Origin of the sequence: Mycobacterium sp. (assembly GCF_035506235.1) — a bacterium.
Taxonomy (GTDB): domain Bacteria; phylum Actinomycetota; class Actinomycetes; order Mycobacteriales; family Mycobacteriaceae; genus Mycobacterium.
On the sequence record NZ_DATJPU010000140.1, the window covers coordinates 52,335 to 67,756 of the forward strand.

15 protein-coding genes and 1 pseudogene are annotated in these 15,422 nt (G+C 66.8%); 12 read left to right on the forward strand and 4 right to left on the reverse strand.

What is annotated here, in order from left to right:
• Positions 1–5 precede the first annotated feature (5 nt).
• The 3 genes from VMD50_RS13100 to VMD50_RS13110 all read right to left on the reverse strand — a co-directional run bounded on the left by VMD50_RS13100 (position 6) and on the right by VMD50_RS13110 (position 2,680).
• The gene (locus tag VMD50_RS13100) at positions 6–911 is read right to left on the reverse strand and encodes an alpha/beta fold hydrolase (RefSeq protein ID WP_325428174.1); all 906 of its coding nucleotides are present in this window, start codon (positions 909–911) and stop codon (positions 6–8) included.
• Between the two features lie 56 nt (positions 912–967).
• Positions 968–2,071 (reverse strand): inositol-3-phosphate synthase, encoded by a 1,104-nt coding sequence (locus VMD50_RS13105; protein WP_325428175.1) that lies wholly within the window; start codon positions 2,069–2,071, stop codon positions 968–970.
• 66 nt (positions 2,072–2,137) lie between these two features.
• Complete coding sequence (locus VMD50_RS13110) at positions 2,138–2,680, reverse strand: PadR family transcriptional regulator (protein ID WP_067878114.1); 543 nt, start codon at positions 2,678–2,680, stop codon at positions 2,138–2,140.
• 316 nt (positions 2,681–2,996) lie between these two features.
• Here VMD50_RS13110 and VMD50_RS13115 point away from each other — a divergent pair, with 316 nt between their 5' ends.
• From VMD50_RS13115 to VMD50_RS13165, 11 genes and pseudogenes are all read left to right on the forward strand, one after another.
• Positions 2,997–3,422, forward strand: a complete 426-nt coding sequence (locus VMD50_RS13115) for a DUF5318 family protein (protein WP_067878111.1) — start codon at positions 2,997–2,999, stop codon at positions 3,420–3,422.
• A 55-nt stretch (positions 3,423–3,477) separates the two neighbouring features.
• Positions 3,478–6,054: a transglycosylase domain-containing protein gene (locus tag VMD50_RS13120; RefSeq protein ID WP_414686058.1), complete on the forward strand. Its 2,577-nt coding sequence runs from the start codon at positions 3,478–3,480 to the stop codon at positions 6,052–6,054.
• Positions 6,051–7,740: pseudogene (locus VMD50_RS13125) on the forward strand (glycosyltransferase family 87 protein); the annotation flags it as partial. The gene VMD50_RS13120 and the pseudogene VMD50_RS13125, both read left to right, overlap by 4 nt.
• Complete coding sequence (locus tag VMD50_RS13130; protein ID WP_325428177.1) at positions 7,697–8,347, forward strand: DJ-1/PfpI family protein; 651 nt, start codon at positions 7,697–7,699, stop codon at positions 8,345–8,347. The pseudogene VMD50_RS13125 and the gene VMD50_RS13130, both read left to right, overlap by 44 nt.
• A 117-nt stretch (positions 8,348–8,464) precedes the next feature.
• Entirely contained in the window at positions 8,465–8,755 is a 291-nt protein-coding gene (rpsF, locus tag VMD50_RS13135; protein ID WP_061557737.1) for a 30S ribosomal protein S6, read from the forward strand.
• Between the two features lie 98 nt (positions 8,756–8,853).
• Positions 8,854–9,375, forward strand: coding sequence for a single-stranded DNA-binding protein (locus tag VMD50_RS13140; RefSeq protein WP_325428178.1), 522 nt, complete (start codon positions 8,854–8,856; stop codon positions 9,373–9,375).
• Positions 9,376–9,418: 43 nt separating this feature from the next.
• On the forward strand, positions 9,419–9,673 hold the full coding sequence (gene rpsR, locus VMD50_RS13145) for a 30S ribosomal protein S18 (RefSeq protein WP_325428179.1): 255 nt from the start codon (positions 9,419–9,421) through the stop codon (positions 9,671–9,673).
• Between the two features lie 31 nt (positions 9,674–9,704).
• Positions 9,705–10,163 (forward strand): 50S ribosomal protein L9, encoded by a 459-nt coding sequence (gene rplI, locus VMD50_RS13150; protein ID WP_325428180.1) that lies wholly within the window; start codon positions 9,705–9,707, stop codon positions 10,161–10,163.
• Positions 10,164–10,698: 535 nt separating this feature from the next.
• Positions 10,699–12,510, forward strand: coding sequence for a replicative DNA helicase (gene dnaB / locus VMD50_RS13155; protein ID WP_325428181.1), 1,812 nt, complete (start codon positions 10,699–10,701; stop codon positions 12,508–12,510).
• Between the two features lie 373 nt (positions 12,511–12,883).
• The gene (locus VMD50_RS13160) at positions 12,884–13,288 is read left to right on the forward strand and encodes a hypothetical protein (RefSeq protein ID WP_325428182.1); all 405 of its coding nucleotides are present in this window, start codon (positions 12,884–12,886) and stop codon (positions 13,286–13,288) included.
• 40 nt (positions 13,289–13,328) lie between these two features.
• Positions 13,329–13,727 carry a hypothetical protein gene (locus VMD50_RS13165; RefSeq protein ID WP_325428183.1) on the forward strand — a complete coding sequence of 133 codons (399 nt, stop codon included), beginning with the start codon at positions 13,329–13,331 and terminating at the stop codon, positions 13,725–13,727.
• Positions 13,728–13,766: 39 nt separating this feature from the next.
• Here VMD50_RS13165 and VMD50_RS13170 read toward each other — a convergent pair whose 3' ends face one another.
• Positions 13,767–14,798 (reverse strand): fused (3R)-hydroxyacyl-ACP dehydratase subunits HadA/HadB, encoded by a 1,032-nt coding sequence (locus VMD50_RS13170; protein WP_325428184.1) that lies wholly within the window; start codon positions 14,796–14,798, stop codon positions 13,767–13,769.
• Between the two features lie 233 nt (positions 14,799–15,031).
• On the opposite strand from VMD50_RS13170, the gene VMD50_RS13175 reads away from it, so the two are divergent.
• Complete coding sequence (locus tag VMD50_RS13175; RefSeq protein ID WP_325428185.1) at positions 15,032–15,340, forward strand: hypothetical protein; 309 nt, start codon at positions 15,032–15,034, stop codon at positions 15,338–15,340.
• The last annotated feature ends 82 nt before the right edge of the window (positions 15,341–15,422 follow it).

Here is a 15,422-nt window from a genome sequence, read left to right on the forward strand (position 1 = left end):
TAGGCTCAGCGCGAGTCGAGCACCCCGCGCAGGAGTTCGATCAGCGCGCGCGGTTGGTCGCTTTGCACGGAGTGGCCCGAATTCTCGACGACGTGCGCGGTGCGGAAATTGGTTGCGCGCCTGCCGAGTTCGGCCGCGTCGTCGTCGGTGACGAATCCCGAGGAGCCGCCCCGGATGAGGGTGATGGGCGCGGACAGCCGGTCGACGTCGTCCCACAGGCCATCGAAGTCCGGGAAGGTGCGGATGGCGTCGTAGCGCCAGGTCCAGTTGCCGTTGTCGAGCCGGCGCGAATTGTGGAAGACGCCGCGCCGCAGCGCCGCCACCTCGCGGTGTGGTGCCGCGGCGATGGTCAGGTCGAGCATCGCCTGGAAGGTGGGAAACTCCCGCTCGCCGTGCATCAACGCCACCGTGCCCTGCTGCTCCTTGGTCATCTCGGAGTGTCGTTGCAGCGCCGACGGGGTGACGTCGATGAGGACGAGCCCGTTGACCAATTCCGGGGCGATCGCGCCCAGCCGGATCGCGGTCAGCCCGCCCAGCGACATGCCGACGACGAGGTCGGCACTCGACGCGTGCTCGCGCAGCGCCGGCAGCAGTGCGTCGGCATTGAGCTGCGGCGAGTAATCGCCGTCGTCGCGCCATGCCGAATGTCCGTGCCCGGGAAGATCCACGGCCAGGGCCGGCTCACCGAGGCCGACGATCACGGTGTCCCAGGTGTGCGCGTTTTGCCCACCGCCGTGCAGGAACACGATGCGCGGGGGAGTGACGCCCCAGCGCAGCGCGCTGATCCTGCCGTCCGCCGGGCCCGACTCCACCCGCTCGACGTCGGGCGGCGGGCCCGCAACACCGGCCTGTTCGGCGTTCTCGGGCAGCAGCGAGAACTCGGACAACCCCGTCAGTTCGTCCTCAGACATCTCGGTCACGGTCTAAAGACACTACGGCCTGACCGATCGCGGGCCGCGAGCCGGAACTACCCCTCGATGAACTCTTCGAGCTGCGCGCGCGCGACGTCGTCGGGCAGCTGCTTCGGCGGGCTCTTCATCAGATAGGCCGACGCGGGGACCACCGGTCCGCCGATCCCGCGGTCCTTGGCGATCTTGGCCGCCCGCACCGCGTCGATGATGACGCCGGCCGAGTTCGGCGAGTCCCACACCTCGAGCTTGTACTCCAGGTTCAGCGGCACGTCGCCGAACGCGCGGCCTTCCAGCCGCACGTAGGCCCACTTGCGGTCGTCGAGCCAGCCCACGTGGTCGGACGGTCCGATGTGCACGTCCTTGGTCTTGAACTCGCGCTGCAGGTTGCTGGTCACCGCCTGGGTCTTGGAGATCTTCTTGGACTCCAGCCGCTCGCGCTCGAGCATGTTGAGGAAGTCCATGTTGCCGCCCACGTTGAGCTGCATGGTGCGGTCCAGCTGCACGCCACGGTCCTCGAACAGCTTGGCCATCACGCGGTGGGTGATGGTGGCGCCGACCTGGCTCTTGATGTCGTCACCGACGATCGGGACGCCGGCGTCCGCGAACTTCTTGGCCCACACCGGGTCCGACGCGATGAACACCGGCAGCGCGTTGACGAACGCCACGCCCGCGTCGATCGCGCACTGCGCGTAGAACTTGTCGGCCTCCTCCGAGCCCACCGGCAGGTAGGACACCAGGACGTCGACGTCGTTCTCCTTCAGGACCTTGACCACGTCAACCGGCTCGGCGTCGGAAACCTCGATGGTGTCGGCGTAGTACTTGCCGATGCCGTCCAGCGTCGGGCCGCGCTGCACCGTCACGTTGGTGGGCGGCACGTCGGCGATCTTGATGGTGTTGTTCTCCGACGCGAAGATGGCCTCCGACAGGTCGAACCCGACCTTCTTGGCGTCCACGTCGAACGCGGCGACGAACTTGACGTCGCGGACGTGGTACCGGCCGAATTTCACGTGCATCAGGCCGGGCACGGTGCTGTTCTCGTCGGCGTCGAGGTAGTACTGCACCCCCTGAACCAGCGACGACGCGCAGTTGCCGACGCCGACGATGGCGACTCGTACGTCCGTCTGCGCCTCCGGCGCCCCCAACGGCTTGTGGTCACTCATAGGGCGTTCTCCTCACTCCATTGCTTCTTGTCTCAGATGTTCTCGTGCGTTTTTCGTGCAGGGGTTTCACGTTTGTTCGGAAAGCCCGGGCATCGCCCGCTCCGCGGCGATGAGCTCGTTGAGCCACTTGACCTCGCGCTCACTGGACTCCAGCCCGAGCTGATGCAGCTGCCGGGTGTAGCGGTCGAACGAGCTGCTCGCCCGCGCCACCGCCTCGCGAAGCCCTTCGCGGCGCTCCTCGACCTGACGTCGGCGGCCCTCCAGGATGCGCATCCTGGCCTCCGCCGGCGTGCGGTTGAAGAATGCCAGGTGAACGCCGAAGCCGTCGTCGGTGTAGTTGTGCGGCCCGGTGTCGGCCACCAGCTCGCCGAACCGCCGGCGGCCCGCGTCGGTCAGCTGGTAGACGCGGCGCGCGCGCCGCACCGGGGTGCCGGCCGGCGCGGCGTTCTCGGCGATCAGGCCCTCGGCCTGCATGCGCCTCAGGGCCGGGTACAGCGACCCGTACGAGAACGCCCGGAACGCGCCGAGCAGGCCGGTCAACCGCTTGCGCAGTTCGTAGCCGTGCATGGGCGATTCGATCAGAAGACCCAGGATGGCAAGCTCCAGCATCGATTCACCCCCTTTGCACGGACAGTTACGACGGTTCGACGCCTCGCGTCATCGTATCGTTTCGATATATTCGTCACAACACTACCTGGTGTTCGTGCGCTATTGGTCACAGCGCAGCCCGGCGGTAAGCCGCCCTTTGCCGCTACGACCGCAGATCGAGGGGTTCTACGGTCCGGCGCGGCGACGAGCCGCGCCGGCGATCGTCAAAGGACCACCCTGGTTCGGCACGCAATGCGACGGCAGATCGCCTCGGCTCGGGCCGGCACCCGGCTCGGTTGCGTGTCGGTGGTGCGGGCGGCCACGTACTCTGGTCACCGTGCGACTGCAGCGACAAGTGGTGGACTACGCGCTTCGGCGGCGCTCCCTGCTCGCCGAGGTGTACTCGGGCCGCACCGGCGTGTCCGAGGTCTGTGACGCGAACCCATACTTGCTCCGCGCCGCGAAGTTTCACGGCAAACAGAGCCAGGTCATGTGCCCGATCTGCCGAAAGGAACAGCTGACCCTGGTCTCGTGGGTGTTCGGCGACCATCTGGGTGCGGTGTCGGGCTCGGCGCGCACCGCCGAAGAGTTGGTGATGTTGGCGACCCGCTTCCAGGAGTTCTCCGTGCACGTCGTGGAGGTGTGCCGAACCTGCAGCTGGAACCACCTGGTGAAGTCGTATGTGATGGGTGCGGCCCGCCCGGCACCTCCTCCCAGGGGCACGCGGACGGCGCGCAACGGCGCCCGAACGGCCATTGAATAACGAAGGGCGCCACGACCAGTCGCCCCGTGACCTGAACGAATCAGCGACTGAGCGCGTGGGCAAGCACGCGAGCACCGACCGACCGGACGATTCAGGCCGCCCGGGGCGCGACGCGCCGCCAGGGCCGGGCCGCCGCCGCCCGGTTCCCCCCGACGACCGGTTGACCACGGTCCTGCCGGCCGTCGTCGATGACCGCGCGCCCCGACGGCCCGACCCCATCCAGGAGGTCAAGGCGGCATTAGACAGCCCCGTGTCGGCGCCGCTGCAGCGGGACCCGCTCGACGAGGTCAAGGCCGCGCTGGACGGGCGGTCCGCGAGGTCGCCGCGGCGGGAGGGGCCGATGCACGGACGCCGCCCGCCCGACGGGCCTCCGCCCCGGCCCCCGGGCGGGCCCGGGGGGCCCGGGGGGCCCGGAGGGCCGCGACCCGGAATCGATTGGAGCTGGGTCGACCAGATCAACTGGCTCTGGGTGCGACGCGCGGCCTACCTCACGCTGGCGGCGCTGGTGCTGTTGCCGATCGTCACCTTCGCCATGGCGTACTTCATCGTCGACGTCCCCAAGCCCGGCAACATTCGCACCAACCAGGTGTCGACGATCCTGGCCAGCGACGGCTCGGAGATCGCAAAGATCGTTCCGCCCGAAGGCAATCGGGTCGACGTCAACATCAGCCAGGTGCCCGTGCATGTGCGCCAGGCGGTGATCGCCGCCGAGGACCGCAACTTCTATACGAACCCGGGCATTTCGTTCAGCGGCTTCGCCCGGGCGGTGAACAACGACCTGTTCGGCGGCGGCGACCTGCAAGGCGGCTCCACGATCACCCAGCAGTATGTGAAGAACGCGCTCGTCGGTTCGGCGCAACACGGGTTCAGCGGTCTGATGCGCAAGGCCAAGGAATTGGTGATCGCCACCAAGATGTCGGGGGAGTGGTCCAAAGACGATGTCTTGCAGGCCTACCTGAACATCATCTACTTCGGCCGCGGCGCCTACGGGATCTCGGCCGCCGCGAAGGCGTACTTCGACAAGCCGGTCGAGCAGCTCACCGTCTCGGAGGGGGCGCTGCTGGCGGCGCTGATCCGCCGGCCGTCGTCGCTGGACCCGGCGGTCGACCCGAAGGGCGCCGCGGAGCGCTGGAACTGGGTGCTGGACGGCATGGTGGAAACCAAGGCGCTGTCACCGAGTGACCGTGCGGCACAGGTCTTCCCGGTGACCTTGCCGCCCGATCAGGCCCGTGCGCAGAACCAGACCACCGGCCCCGACGGGCTGATCGAACGCCAGGTGACCAAAGAGCTGATGGAGCTCTTCAACATCGATGAGCAGACGCTGAACACCCAGGGCCTGCAGGTCACCACGACGATCGATCCGAAGGCCCAGCAGGCCGCCGAGAAGTCGGTGTCGAAATATCTGGACGGGCAGGACCCCGATATGCGGTCGGCCGTGGTGTCGATCGATCCGCACAACGGCGCAATACGCGCCTACTACGGCGGATCGGATGCCAACGGTTTCGACTTCGCTCAGGCCGGGCTGCAGACCGGATCGTCGTTCAAGGTGTTCGCCCTGGTCGCTGCGCTGCAACAAGGCATCGGCCTGGGCTATCAGGTCGACAGCTCCCCGCTCACCGTCGACGGGATCAAGATCACCAACGTCGACGGCGAGAGCTGTGGGACGTGCAATATCGCCGAAGCGCTGAAGCTCTCGCTCAACACCGCCTACTACCGGCTGATGCTCAAGCTCAAGGGCGGACCGCAGGCCGTCGCGGACGCCGCGCACCAGGCCGGCGTCGCAAAGAGCTTCCCCGGCGTCGCGCACACCCTCTCCGAGGACGGCAAGGGCGGCCCACCGAACAACGGAGTAGTGCTGGGCCAGTATCAAACCCGACCGATCGACATGGCCTCGGCGTACGCCACCCTGGCCGCGTCCGGCGTCTATCACCGACCGCACCTGGTGCAGAAGGTCGTCAATGCCGAGGGGCAGGTGCTTTTCGACGCGGGCAACTCCGACAACAGCGGCGAGAACCGAATCGACAAGGGCGTCGCGGATAACGTCACCGCCGCGATGCAGCCGATCGCCGCCTACTCGCGCGGCCACAGTCTGGCCGGGGGCCGCCCGTCGGCGGCCAAGACGGGGACGGTGCAGCTGGGCGACACCCAGGCCAACAAGGACGCCTGGATGGTCGGATACACGCCGTCGCTGTCGACGGCCGCGTGGGTGGGCACGGTCCAGGACAACGTGCCGCTGGTGACCGCTTCGGGCGCTGAGGTTTACGGCTCCGGGCTGCCTTCCGACATTTGGAAGTCGACCATGGACGGCGCCCTCAAGGGCAGCTCCAACGAGAGCTTCCCCAAACCCAGCGAGATCGGCGGCTATGCGGGCGTCCCCGCCGCGCCCCCGCCGCCGGCGCCGCCGCAGGTGAGCGTCATTCAGCCCACCATCGAGGTGGCCCCGGGCATCACGATCCCGGTCGGTCCGCCCACGACGATCACCAACGCGCCGCCGCCGCCGGGCGGCAACCAGCCGGGCGGCCCGCAGCCGGGCGGCCCGCAGGCGGGCGGCCCGCAGCCGGGTGGCCCGGGCGGGTTCCAGCCGCCCGGCGTCCCACCGGCCGGCCCGCAAGCGCCCCCGCCGCCACCGTGACCGGCGCTCGGCAGCAGAGCGCCACCATCTCACCGCAGCCGTTGGCGGCTGATCTGCGCGGCCTCGACAACCGCGATTGCCCAAGCCGCACCGATTTCTTGGGCGCTGCGCTGGCCGAGGTCGGCGGCGGGCCCGTGGGTCGGCACGCGCTGATCGGCCGGACCCGGGTGATGACGCCGGTGCGGGTGATGTACGTGATCGCGTTGGTGTTCCTGGCGCTCGGCTGGTCGACCAAGGCGGCGTGCCTGCAGAGCAGCGGCACCGGAACGGGCGATCAGCGGGTCGCCAATTGGGAGAACCAGCGCGCCTACTACGAGCTGTGCTACTCCGACACCGTGCCCCTGTACGGCGCGGAGTTGTTGAGCCAGGGCAAGTTTCCGTACAAGTCGAGTTGGATCGAGACCGACTCCAGCGGAGCTCCCCAGACCCGCTACGACGGGCGGCCCGCGGTGAGATACATGGAGTATCCGGTGCTGACCGGCGTCTATCAGTACGCGTCGATGGCGGTGGCCAAGACGTATACCGCGCTGAGCAAGCTCGCCCCACTGCCGGTTGTCGCCGAGGTGGTGATGTTTTTCAACGTGGCGGCGTTCGGCTTGGCGTTGGCCTGGTTGGCCACCGTCTGGGCGACCGCGGGCCTGGCGGGCAGACGCATCTGGGACGCGGCCCTGGTGGCCGCCTCGCCGGTGGTGATCTTTCAGATTTTCACCAACTTCGACGCCCTGGCAACGGCTTTCGCGATGGGCGGTCTGCTGGCCTGGGCGCGAAGAAAACCGGTGCTTGCCGGTGTGCTGATCGGCTTGGGCGCCGCGGCCAAGCTTTATCCGCTGCTGTTTTTCGGGCCGATGCTGGTGCTGGGGATCCGCACCGGTCGCCTCGGCGCCTTCGCGCGCACCGCGGGGACGGCCGCGGCGACCTGGCTATTGGTGAATCTTCCCGTGCTGGTGCTGTTCCCGCGGGGCTGGTCCGAGTTCTTCCGGCTCAACACCCGCCGCGGCGACGACATGGACTCGTTGTACAACGTGGTGAAATCGTTCACCGGCTGGCGGGGTTTCGATCCGAAGCTGGGCTTCTGGCAGCCGCCGACCGTGTTGAACGCGGTGGTCGCTGTGACGTTCACCGTGTGCTGCGCGGCGATCGCGTACGTCGCACTCACCGCTCCGCGGCGACCGCGGCTGGCTCAGCTGGTGTTCCTGGTGGTGGCCGCGTTCCTGTTGACCAACAAGGTATGGAGCCCCCAGTTCTCGTTGTGGCTGGTGCCGCTGGCGGTGCTGGCCTTGCCGCATCGCCGAATCCTGTTGGCCTGGATGATGATTGACGCCCTGGTGTGGGTACCGCGGATGTATTACCTGTACGGCAATCCGAACCGGGGGCTGCCGGAGCAGTTCTTCACCACGACGGTGTTGCTGCGTGACGTCGCCGTCGTGGCGCTGTGCGCGCTGGTGGTCCGGCAGATCTATCGCCCCGAGGAGGACCTGGTGCGCTGGGACGGCCGCGTGGACGACCCGGCGGGCGGCCCGTTCGACCGTGCCTCCGACGCACCGCCCCGGTGGCTGCCGGGCCGGCTGCGGCCGCCCGGGCTGCGGCGCGCGGACGCGCCGGCGCCGGAACTCGACACCGAAGCAGTGGCCTTGGGGTAGCCATGACGCTCGTCGCGATCCCGCTGTTCGATCGGTTCACCGCGCTCGACGCCGTGGGCCCCTACGAAGTGCTGCAACGGATTCCGTCGATCGACGTCGTGTTCGCGGGGCACCGCCGAGGGGAGGTGCGCACCGAGAACGGGATGCTCGGCGTCACCTGCGACGCCACCTTCGATGAGGTCGGCGCTCCCGATGTGGTGGTGGTCCCCGGCGGCATCGGAACCCGCCGGCTGATCCGCGACGCGGGAGGAGACGCCATCCGCGCGTGGCTGCAATCGGTGCATCCCAACACCACCTTCACCACCTCGGTGTGCACGGGCACGCTGTTGCTGGCCGCCGCGGGCCTGCTCGATGGAGTCACCGCGGCCACCCATTGGCGCGCCGCGGACCAGCTCAACGAGCTGGGCGCGCGTTACGTCCCGGACCGGGTCGTCGAGCACTTACCGCAGCGCATCATCACGGCCGCGGGCGTGTCCAGCGGCATCGACATGGCCTTGCGGCTGGTTGAACTCCTGGTCGATCGACGGGCCGCGCAGGCCGTCCAGTTGCTCATCGAATACGACCCGCAGCCGCCGTTCGATGCGGGCACGCTCGCCAAGGCCGACCAGCCCACCGTGGTCAGGGCGAACGAGTACCTGCAAGCCCGGCAGTAAGCAGGATTTTTCCGGTCGGCCCCGCGTCCGGTACCCTGGTGCGGTTGCCGACGCAGGCGACCCTCCTGCCACGGACAGGCCGTGGCCGCACAGACCAGAGGAGGTGGTGAGGTTTCCATGCGTCCATACGAAATCATGGTCATTCTTGACCCCACGCTCGACGAACGCACTGTTGCCCCGTCCCTGGAGACGTTCCTCAACGTCGTCCGCAAGGACGGCGGAAGCGTCGACAAGGTCGACATCTGGGGCAAGCGCCGGTTGGCCTACGAGATCGCCAAGCATGCCGAGGGCATCTACGTCGTCGTCGACCTGAAGGCCGAGCCGGCGACGGTGTCCGAGCTCGACCGCCAGCTGAGCCTCAACGAGTCGGTGCTGCGCACCAAGGTGATGCGCACGGACAAGCACTGAGTGCCGGTTGTCGTCGAAGCTGCGTAGGCTCGGCGAGACTACGCTCATGACGATCGCGCTTCCGCCGCACCCCGTGAGGGCGGATCGAGGAGGAAACTGTGGCTGGTGACACCACTATCACCGTTGTCGGCAACCTGACTGCGGACCCCGAACTGCGGTTCACTCCCTCGGGTGCTGCCGTGGCGAACTTCACCGTGGCGTCGACGCCGCGGATCTATGACCGCCAGAGCGGGGAATGGAAGGACGGCGAGGCGCTGTTCCTGCGCTGCAACATCTGGCGGGAGGCCGCCGAGAACGTCGCGGAGAGCCTCACCCGTGGCTCGCGGGTGATCGTCACCGGGCGGCTCAAGCAGCGTTCCTTCGAAACGCGCGAGGGGGAGAAGCGCACCGTCGTCGAGGTCGAGGTCGACGAGATCGGGCCTTCGCTTCGGTACGCCACCGCCAAGGTCAACAAGGCCAGCCGCGGCGGCGGGGGCGGTGGCTTCGGCGGGGGCGGGGGCTCTCGCCCGGCGCCGGCGCCGGCGCCGGCACAGCCGGCCAGTGCACCCGGTGACGACCCGTGGGGCAGCGCCCCGGCTTCAGGGTCCTTCGGTGGCGGCGACGACGAGCCCCCGTTCTGAGCCCAGAACTTCAGTTCAGTAGTAAACGAAAAGAAAGACAGGCATGGCCAAGTCCAACAAGCGGCGCCCGGCTCCGGAAAAGCCGGTCAAGGCGCGCAAGTGCGTCTTCTGCGCGAAGAAAGAGCAAAACATCGACTATAAGGACACCGCGCTGCTGCGCACTTACATCAGTGAGCGCGGCAAGATCCGGGCGCGCCGTGTCACCGGCAACTGCGTGCAGCACCAACGTGACATCGCGACCGCGGTGAAGAATGCCCGCGAGGTGGCACTGCTGCCCTTCACCTCTTCGGCGCGTTAGTCGCCGAAAGACCAACGGAGAGTTTGTAACGATGAAGCTGATTCTGACTGCGGACGTCGACCACCTCGGGACCGTCGGCGACGCGGTGGAAGTGAAGGACGGGTACGGGCGCAACTTCCTGCTCCCGCGCGGCTTGGCGATCCTCGCCTCGCGTGGGGCTCAGAAGCAGGCGGACGAAATCCGGCGGGCCCGCGTGACCAAGACGGTCCGCGACCTCGAGCACGCCAACGAGATCAGGTCGGCGATCGATTCGCTGGGCCCGGTCACGCTGCCTGTCAAGGCCGCGGGCGACTCGGGCAAGCTGTTCGGCTCGGTGACCGCCGCTGACATCGTCGCGGCCATCAAGAAGGCCGGGGGGCCAAACCTCGACAAGCGTACCGTCCGGTTGCCCAAGACCCACATCAAGGCCGTCGGCACGCATCGGGTGTCGGTGCATCTGCACCCGGAGATCGACGTCGACGTCGCGGTCGACGTTGTCGCGGACAGCTAAGTAAGTAGCGTTTGCTCTTTTCGGGCGGCGGCCGCAAGTCGGCCGTCGCCGGATTTTCGGCGCCTGGCGTGCGCTTTGCCCAAGCCTTGCCCGCCCGTCGTGCCTGGCCGGCTGGCGAACTATTTCCAGGGGCTCGTCGCGCGAACCCCTTAACCACCCCGTAACGCGGCGAAAATGTGGTTGAAAGCCAACACGCCCGGCGCAGTAACCTGCGCCGACACGCCGTAGAGATTCTTGTCCACACCAAATGGGACAGGTTGTACGACCCTTATCAGCAGTAATGTCACACTGCGTCGAATTAATCCACAGGTTCTCCACAGCCCGCTCAACACAGGTGTCGAAGGATATGCACACACGATGCACAGCGTTATGAACAAGCGCCCCTTTAAGTGCTGGCCAGCAACGTTTACGGTCGTCCCGGCGCGATGCGATATGGGTGCATGTGGTCGTTGGGTGTCGGCGTCTTGACTTAAGCTCTGACCGTCGGTTATCGAATGTATGTTCGGGTACTCGTGCTAGGGGAGGTTGAGAGTCCATGGCGGTCGTCGATGACCTGACGTCTGGCGTGGGTTCGTCGCCGCCGAGTGAAGACTTCGGTCGTCAGCCCCCGCAGGATCTCGCCGCGGAGCAGTCGGTGCTGGGCGGGATGCTGCTGAGCAAGGACGCCATCGCCGACGTGCTGGAACGGTTGCGGCCCGGCGACTTTTACCGCCCGGCGCACCAGAACGTCTACGACGCGATCCTCGACCTCTACGGGCGGGGTGAGCCGGCCGACGCCGTGACGGTGGCCGCCGAACTGGACCGCCGCGGCTTGCTGCGTCGCATCGGCGGGGCGCCGTATCTGCACACCCTGATCTCGACGGTGCCGACGGCCGCCAATGCCGGCTACTACGCGGGCATCGTCGCCGAGAAGGCGCTGCTGCGCCGGCTGGTTGAGGCCGGGACCCGGGTGGTGCAATACGGCTACGCGGGTGCCGAAGGCGCCGACGTGGCCGAGATCGTCGACCGCGCCCAGGCCGAGATCTACGACGTCGCCGACCGTCGGCTGTCCGAGGACTTCGTACCGCTCGAAGACCTGCTGCAGCCGACGATGGACGAGATCGACGCCATCGCCTCCAGCGGCGGTGTATCGCGCGGCGTGCCGACCGGCTTCACCGAACTCGACGAGGTGACCAACGGCCTGCATCCCGGGCAGATGATCATCGTGGCGGCCCGACCGGGCGTGGGCAAAGCGCTCGCTTTGAATACGCCGCTGCCCACCCCGTACGGCTGGACGACGATGGGTGACGTCGCGGTCGGTGATGAGCTGCTCGACGCCGACGGGAAGCCGACACGGGTGGTGGCCGCGACCGAGGTCATGCTGGGCCACCCGTGTTACGAGATCGAATTTTCTGACGGGACGGTCATTGTCGCCGACGCCGCGCACCAATGGCCCACGACTCGCGGCATCCGGACATCGTCTCAGTTGCGGTGCGGTTGGGACACTATCGCCGCGGCGGGGTCAACGATGCGCTCCGCCGAGCACGGGACCATTACGACCGTGTTGGCTCCGGTATTGCAGATCGAGTCGGTGCGACGGGTGGACAGCGTTCCCGTGCGCTGTGTCGAGGTGGACAATGCCTCGCGCCTGTATCTGGCCGGCCCAGGAATGGTGCCGACGCACAATTCCACACTGGGACTGGACTTCATGCGGTCGTGTTCGATCAAGAACCGCATGGCCAGCGTCATCTTTTCGCTGGAGATGAGCAAGTCGGAGATCGTGATGCGGCTGCTGTCAGCGGAGGCGAAGATCAAGCTCGCCGACATGCGTTCGGGCCGGATGAACGACGACGACTGGACGCGGTTGGCGCGGCGGATGAGCGAAATCAGCGAGGCACCACTGTATATCGACGACTCGCCCAACCTCACCATGATGGAGATCCGGGCCAAGGCGCGCCGGCTGCGGCAGAAGGCCGACCTGAGGCTGATCGTGATCGACTACATGCAGCTGATGACGTCGGGCAAGAAGCACGAGTCGCGTCAGGTGGAAGTCTCCGAATTCTCAAGGCATCTCAAGCTTTTGGCCAAAGAGCTCGAGGTGCCGGTGGTGGCGATCAGCCAGCTCAACCGTGGCCCCGAGCAGCGCACCGACAAGAAGCCAATGTTAGCTGATCTAAGGGAATCCGGGAGCCTGGAGCAAGATGCCGACGTCGTCATCCTGCTGCACCGGCCCGACGCGTTCGAGCGCGACGACCCGCGCGGGGGAGAGGCGGATTTCATTCTCGCCAAACACCGTAACGGCCCGACCAAGACAGTCACCGTCGCGCACCAGCTGCACTTGTCGCGGTTCGCCAACATGGCGAGGTGACCGCCCCACTGTAAACGTTGCTGGGGGGCGGAAATTCTGCAACTGTAGGTTTCAATCCAAGATGGCGCAATTGCCGCCTTCGTGACGTACAAATGGCGGATCTGCCACAAGCCGGGAGACGGGTTAGCACTAGGTGTCTGACAGTGCGTGAGCCCTAGCCACCCGCTTACGCCGGGCCTGCGTTTTGCGCTGGCCCTTCGCGGACGAACGTGCGATCCGGAAATCAGCGGTCGGCGCGGACGGGTACGGTCGCTCTTGGGTGCGCCGCGGCGGTCAGCAGATTATGGTCCGGGCGTAAGGATTCGCTGATAGGCATGGTGGTGAAGTTGTGGCAATGACAGCGCCACACCGCTGGGAATAAGCAGGGGCGCATGTGAAGCTTGCCGACTGTCCCGTCTTTCCCGCCGAGGCGGGAACCGCCCTAAGCACGGACCGCGGCTTGGGTTGGCGCCTGGGGCGACAGGCCGGTCCGGTTTTGCGAGATCCACGGGCTAACTGGGTGTTCGTCGTCGGGCGGGAGCAGGTATTAGCGCATCTGGACGATACAAGGTTGGATCGCGCCCGTGCCGTTCCCGACCGCGATCTCGAGGTTAACCAGCAGCTATTCGCGCCAAAATCAGCTCATGACATTGCGGAGGTGTTCCGTCCGACCGCCGCCGCGCTGATCGATCGTTTCGCCGCCGCCGGCGGCGGTGACGCAGTAGCCGACGTGACCACGCCGATCGCTCTGCGAAATCCTTTGTGCCGCAGCGCCGCTCGATGCATACGGCATGCGTGAAAGCTGTTGTGCTGCAGCGCAAGCCCGGGGGAGGTGGCCCGTGAGCTCTCCGGCCAGGCCTTGCCGCGAGGGCGGTGCTAGCCTGCCCCAATGGGCATGGCTGACGGCTACGACGAATCGGAGGATCGCGATTCGGCCGATGCGTTTTTCGATATGGAACGGCCACCAGTTTCGGTATGCCTGGCGCGTTAAGGCCGGGCCGCTTGATTGCAGGTCGCCCGCCCATATTGCCGCGGAGGCCGAAGGGTTCGGTCTCCTTGGGAATCTTGGCCTGGCCGACCTCGGAGTCGACCAATACACCTCGGGCAAGCTCGACCGCTGTGAACGATTCTCGAAGGTCTACTCGATCGCGTTTGCGGCGTTGATGTTCATCGCCAGCATCGCGTTCTTCGTGTGGTTCGCGTGGGCAATCATCACGGGGAACATTCACCGCCACTGACCGTCACCGAAGGCGGCCGCCGTCACCATGGCGGCCACCTCAGCGGAAGCGAATGTTCAACGTCGCCAGGCCGAAGATCTTCCGGCCACCGGACTTCGCGGAGACAATGACGACACCGGTGCGGGTCGCCGGGTCCAGCGACTTGATCCGGCCGCTGAATTCGATGTCCGCGCCCTCAGCGGCCGACACGATCGCCGGCTGGGACAACCGCACCGCGTAACGAGTAACCGCGCCGGGGTCGCCCGACCATGCGGAGCCGAATCCGGCGCCCAGGCCCATGGTGAGCATTCCGTGGGCGATCACATCGGGCAGGCCGGCCAGCTTGGCGATGTGCTCGTCCCAGTGAATCGGGTTGGCGTCGCCGGCCACGCCGGAATAGTTCACCAGGTCCCCGCGGGACAGTCGGGCGTGGCGCACCGGTAGCTCGTCGCCGACCTGGACGTCATCGAAGGACGGCGTCCCCGGCGCGCGGGCCATTCCTTCCTCGGCGATCCGGACCGCACCCTCGGGACGGACCGTCTTCCGGTAGGGGCCATCGGAATTGGCGATCGCGAGGATGTTCACGTCGTGCATCATGATGTTCGGCACCGCCGACTTGATCGCCGGATCGACGTCCTCGGCGGTGACGCCGACGACGGTGGTGTGCAAAGTGTGCACCCGCTCGCCGGCGGCGTCGGTGAAGGTGTTGGTCACGGTGATCAGGTCTCGGCCGGCGACCCGGCGCACCGACGACAGTTCGACGTCGATGCGCAATTCGTCGCCGGCCACGATCGGGCGGTGTTGCTCGAAGACTTCTTCGGTTTGCATGTAGGTGTCGTAACCGACGACCACCGATTCGAACATGCGCCGATTGCAGGCCATGCCCGGGACCGAGGTGAAGGTCAGCGGCGCCACCAGGCCCGGGTAACCCAGGTCCGCGGCGGCGGCGACATCCCAATGTACGGGGTGGTAGTCCTGCACAGCGCGGGCGTACTCGCGCACCTTTTCGCGGCCGACCAGGTAGGTGCCGTCCATCTGGTAGTAGTGGCCGACCCGCGATTCGAGCGCCGACGCTTCTGTTGCTGCGGTCATCAATTTGCTCAACTTTTCTGTCGGCTTGTTCGCTAGGCCGACCCAAGCACACTAACGTGCCGACACCGCTGCGAAACACGCCGATACGCTTCGCCGGTTCGTGTCGCCGTGATCGTCGGAGGCGTCCCGCGTGTCAGACGGCCGGTGTCGGGGTGGCTCCCTACACTCCGGTTGTGCCTTGCTGGGAACAACCTTCGACCATCGCGCCGTGCGGTCACTGTGGTGCAGAGACGGTGTGGCTGAACACGGCTTATGGCGGGTGGGGATTGTTCGATGCCGAGATGGTCCCGACGACGGAAAGCTATCAGGGCAACCGCTTCGCGATCGATCGCCGAACACGCCTGGTAGTCGATCTTGATTGCACCCGCGAAAAGCGTTGGCCTTCAGACTGTTTGCACTTGCACAAGTTCTCATGCCCCGAGACCTACGACGAGGCCCGGTTTCACCCGCGCAGGCCTCGCCAGCAGGGCCAGGTGGAGCTCGACGACTTTTGGGATCGCCTGATGCGTGTGGGAACGGCGCGACAACGAAAGACGAGCTAGCGAGCACTGCGTCCAGGACACCTTATTGCCTGCTAGATCACCGCGACGCTGCTGGTTCCCAGCGCTGGTCCCACCGGGAAAC

Coding starts and splice junctions, on each gene's coding strand:
- VMD50_RS13100 (WP_325428174.1), bottom strand. CDS start 911: ATGTCTGAGGACGAACTGACGGGGTTGTCCGAGTTCTCGCTGCTGCCC.
- VMD50_RS13105 (WP_325428175.1), bottom strand. CDS start 2,071: ATGAGTGACCACAAGCCGTTGGGGGCGCCGGAGGCGCAGACGGACGTA.
- VMD50_RS13110 (WP_067878114.1), bottom strand. CDS start 2,680: ATGCTGGAGCTTGCCATCCTGGGTCTTCTGATCGAATCGCCCATGCAC.
- VMD50_RS13130 (WP_325428177.1), top strand. CDS start 7,697: ATGACGCTCGTCGCGATCCCGCTGTTCGATCGGTTCACCGCGCTCGAC.
- rpsF (WP_061557737.1), top strand. CDS start 8,465: ATGCGTCCATACGAAATCATGGTCATTCTTGACCCCACGCTCGACGAA.
- rpsR (WP_325428179.1), top strand. CDS start 9,419: ATGGCCAAGTCCAACAAGCGGCGCCCGGCTCCGGAAAAGCCGGTCAAG.
- rplI (WP_325428180.1), top strand. CDS start 9,705: ATGAAGCTGATTCTGACTGCGGACGTCGACCACCTCGGGACCGTCGGC.
- dnaB (WP_325428181.1), top strand. CDS start 10,699: ATGGCGGTCGTCGATGACCTGACGTCTGGCGTGGGTTCGTCGCCGCCG.
- VMD50_RS13170 (WP_325428184.1), bottom strand. CDS start 14,798: ATGACCGCAGCAACAGAAGCGTCGGCGCTCGAATCGCGGGTCGGCCAC.